Here is a 3,574-nt window from a genome sequence, read left to right on the forward strand (position 1 = left end):
CTCGTCATCGGCATCGACCCCTCCCTCACCTCCACCGGCATCGCCGGAGCCGACTGGGCCGACGCCCTCCGCCCCGCCAAGGACATGACCGGACACCACCGGTTCGGCTGGCTCCGCGGCGAGGTCATCGACCGCACCCGGGCCGCTGACCTCGTCGTCATCGAGGGCCCCGCCTACGGCCAGCAACTCCAGGCCGGGCACCACGAGCGCGCCGGCCTGTGGTGGGCCATCACTCACGCTCTGTGGGCCCGCGACATCCCCTATGCCGTCGCCACCCCGCACAGCCGCGCCATCTACGCCACCGGCCGCGCCAACCCCGCACAGCACGAACCCAGGGCGCGGCGAGCGCGGATCACCAAGGGCATGGTGCACACCTTCGCCGTCGAACAGCTCGGCGTCGGGTGCGAGGGCCCCGGCCGGTACGACATGGCCGACGCCGCCGTCATGGCCGCCATGGGCCTGGACTGGATCGGCCACCCCACCGTGCCGGTGCCCCAGCAGCAGCGCCGCGCCCTGGACGGCATCACTTGACCCGACCCCCTCCCCGCAGCCGGAGGTGACGCCTGGTGACCTGGCACCACGCGGCCGCATGCCGCGACCACGACCCCGAGATCTGGTTCCCCTCCGACGGCGACGCGGCGGACCGCGCCCGCGCGATCTGCGCCGCCTGCCCCGTGAAGGCCCCCTGCCTGCAACTCGCACTCCTCGTGGAGGGGAACACGGCCCGCGACAGCCGGTACGGCATCTTCGCCGGACTGACCGGCCGCCAGCGCCGTTACGCATACGAGCAGCTGCGCGAGAGCGGTCACTTCGCTACGCCGCACAACTGGCGGACCGCCCCGTGCGGTACCCGGGCCGCCTACCGGCGCCACCAACGCCACGGCGAGACCCCATGCGCCGCATGCCGCCGCGCCGAGACCGCAGGCAGGGCCGCCTCATGACCGCCCACTGGCCACCCGCCGACCTTCCCGGCCTGCACGTGTGCTTCGGCGAATGGGACCGGAACACCGGCCGCTGGCTGCACTACCCCACCGCCGACTACCGCTGCGCCGCCTGCGGCTGGACCACCAGCGCCTCCGGCGACGCCGTACCCCGCATCCCCCTCGCCATCACCGCCCACCAGCTCATCTGCCCCACCGACCGGAAGGAGACCGCTGCGTGAACGACATCGCGCTCCCCACCGCCGAGCAGGCCCGCGCCCTGACCGACCGCATCCGCATCGCGGTCGACGGCACCTGGCAACTCATCACCGAGGCATACACCACCCGCGCCTGGGCCGCCCTCGGCTACGACAGCTGGGACGCCTACTGCACCGCCGAGTTCGGGCAGACGCGGCTCAAGCTGCCACGCGAAGAGCGACAGGAGGCTGTCGTCTCCCTACGCGATAGCGGGCTCAGCACCCGAGCCATCGCGGTGGCCACGGGGGCAGACCAGAAGACGGTGCGAAACGATCTCGCTGGCTCGCGTGAGGAATATTCCTCACCTGTTACCGGCACCGACGGCAAGACGTACGCCGCGTCCCGGCCCGCTCCGCAGGCTCCGTCGAACGCGGACCTCACGTCGGGCACCGGCGGGGCGGAGCCCGAGGAGTTGGATGCCCCGCTGGAGATCTCCTCCGTGAGGGCTCCGCACGTGCGGGGAGCCGACGAGCCGATCCGGAGCCCCGTGCGCGAGCAGCTCGGCGCCGCGGCCAAGCGCCGACCCCTGCCCGAGGCGTTCGCCGACGCGGCGCGCGACCTGACCCGAGCCGCCGAACGCCTCGCGCGCCTCGCCGCCGACGACCGGTTCCCTCGCCACCGCGACCAGACCCACCACCAGGCGCCCGAACTCCTCAGCACCCTGGACCACCTCACCCGCCTCGTGACCGCCATGCGGCTCCACGACAGCGAAGCAGGAGAAGAGGCCCGCCGCTGGTGGGCGACGAGCCTCCACACCATCAGCGACGCCCTCTCCGACGCCGCCCACTCCATCCAGAAGGAGCACTGATATGCACAACTCCACCATACCCGGCCTCACGCCCCGCACAGACGTGCTCACCGTCACCCCCGACCTCGCGCGCGAATGGCTCACCAGGAACACCCACAACCGCCCCGTCCGCAAAACAGCAATCGCCAAGTACGCCCGCGACATGGCCGCCGGCCACTGGGCCATGAACGGCGAGTCCATCAAGTTCGCCATCGACGGCACCCTGCTGGATGGCCAACACCGCCTCCTCGCCCTCATCGCGGCGGACACCTCCGTCAACATGCTCATCGTCAGCGGCCTGGTGAACACCAGCCAGGCGACCATGGACGCCGGAGCCAAGCGCACCACCGGCGACGCCCTCAGTCTCAATGGTGAGAAGCACTCGCAGATGCTCGCCTCCGTCCTCAAGAAGGTCTGGATGTGGGACCGGGGCGACTACAAGCTCTCCTCGAACGTCACACCCTCCACCGCCGAGTGCGCCGCCCTGCTCGCCGAGCGCCCCGAGATCCACCGCTCCGTAGAGGTCGCCGTGTGGGTACGCCAGACGTTCAAGGCTCTCCAGCCGTCCATCACCGGCACCGCGCATCACCTGTTCTCCCGCATCGCACCGGATGAGGCGGTGTGGTTCTTCGCCCGTGTCGCCGACGGCGTCGAGCTCTCGCCCGGCCACCCGATCCTCGCGCTGCGGGCCCGGGTGGTAAACGAAGCACAGGACCGGACCCACCGCGCAGACCCGTACCTGCGTCTGGCCTACCTGATCCGCGCGTGGAACGCCGTCCGCGAGGACCGCCCGATCCGGCGCATCCTGCAGGGCCCCAAGGACCTCGTTCCCATGCCCAAGTAGTCGGCCAGCGGGGCCGCCCGTCTGCGGCGGCCCCGCGCTCCCCTTCTCCATCGCGCACACCACCGAGCCGAGGGCACCTTGAGCACTGACGAGCAGCAGCGCAGCGGCAGCGTCCCGCACGCCTATGGCAACGCCCTGGCGTGGCGCTGGGCCCGCGAGATGCCCGTCAAGCTGCGCCGCAGCATCCTCACCCTGCTCTACGCGCTCCGCTCCATGGCCGCCGCGTCCGGCGAGCTGCGATTCAGCGACGGGAAGCCCATCCGTATCCAGGACATCGCCAAGGCGGCTGGCGCGGACGAGAAGGATTGCCGCCGCTATCTGCAAGCTGCGATCGCCGCCGGAGTCGTTGGCGTCAAGGGAGAGCAGAAGCGGGGGAAGCCGACTCTGTATGTCCTCATCCTCAGTCCACACCCCGACTGGGCGGCCGGAGAAGCAGCCCTGACGACGTCCCGCAGGAAGCCCGGCAAAGCCCCCGCGCCCTGGGAGGGCGACGCCGGAAGTTCGGGGGACCGCGCCCCGAACCAGTTCGGGGGACCGCGACCGGAACTTACCGGCGGTACGGCGGACGAAGTTCGGGGGACCGCGACCCGAACCAGTTCGGGGGACCGCGACCGGAACGGTTCGGGGGACCGCGACCCGAACAACCCAGGGAGAGCCAAGGAACTACCCCATGGGGTGGCTGGGGCTGTTGTTCAACCTCACGTGGATGGGGGCTCCGAGGAACAACCCGAACCCCACGACACCCCACACCCCGACGCCGAACCC

At 71.2% G+C, this 3,574-nt stretch carries 5 protein-coding genes and 1 pseudogene; all 6 read left to right on the forward strand.

Features of this window, described 5'->3' with window-relative positions; all coding sequences use genetic code 11:
• Positions 1-531: hypothetical protein (locus G5C65_RS33575; RefSeq protein WP_165302839.1), on the forward strand; the 531-nt coding region annotated here is incomplete at its 5' end.
• Between the two features lie 35 nt (positions 532-566).
• The gene (locus tag G5C65_RS33580; protein ID WP_206442567.1) at positions 567-941 is read left to right on the forward strand and encodes a WhiB family transcriptional regulator; all 375 of its coding nucleotides are present in this window, start codon (positions 567-569) and stop codon (positions 939-941) included.
• Complete coding sequence (locus tag G5C65_RS33585) at positions 938-1,162, forward strand: hypothetical protein (RefSeq protein WP_165302840.1); 225 nt, start codon at positions 938-940, stop codon at positions 1,160-1,162. The genes G5C65_RS33580 and G5C65_RS33585 overlap by 4 nt, the downstream gene beginning before the upstream one ends.
• Entirely contained in the window at positions 1,159-1,986 is an 828-nt protein-coding gene (locus G5C65_RS33590; protein WP_165302841.1) for a hypothetical protein, read from the forward strand. The genes G5C65_RS33585 and G5C65_RS33590 overlap by 4 nt, the downstream gene beginning before the upstream one ends.
• A 1-nt stretch (position 1,987) precedes the next feature.
• Positions 1,988-2,809, forward strand: a complete 822-nt coding sequence (locus G5C65_RS33595; RefSeq protein ID WP_165302842.1) for a hypothetical protein — start codon at positions 1,988-1,990, stop codon at positions 2,807-2,809.
• Positions 2,810-2,887: 78 nt separating this feature from the next.
• Positions 2,888-3,574: pseudogene (locus tag G5C65_RS33600) on the forward strand (hypothetical protein); the annotation flags it as partial.

This window comes from Streptomyces boncukensis, assembly GCF_011045075.1.
GTDB classification, from domain to species: Bacteria; Actinomycetota; Actinomycetes; order Streptomycetales; family Streptomycetaceae; genus Streptomyces; species Streptomyces boncukensis.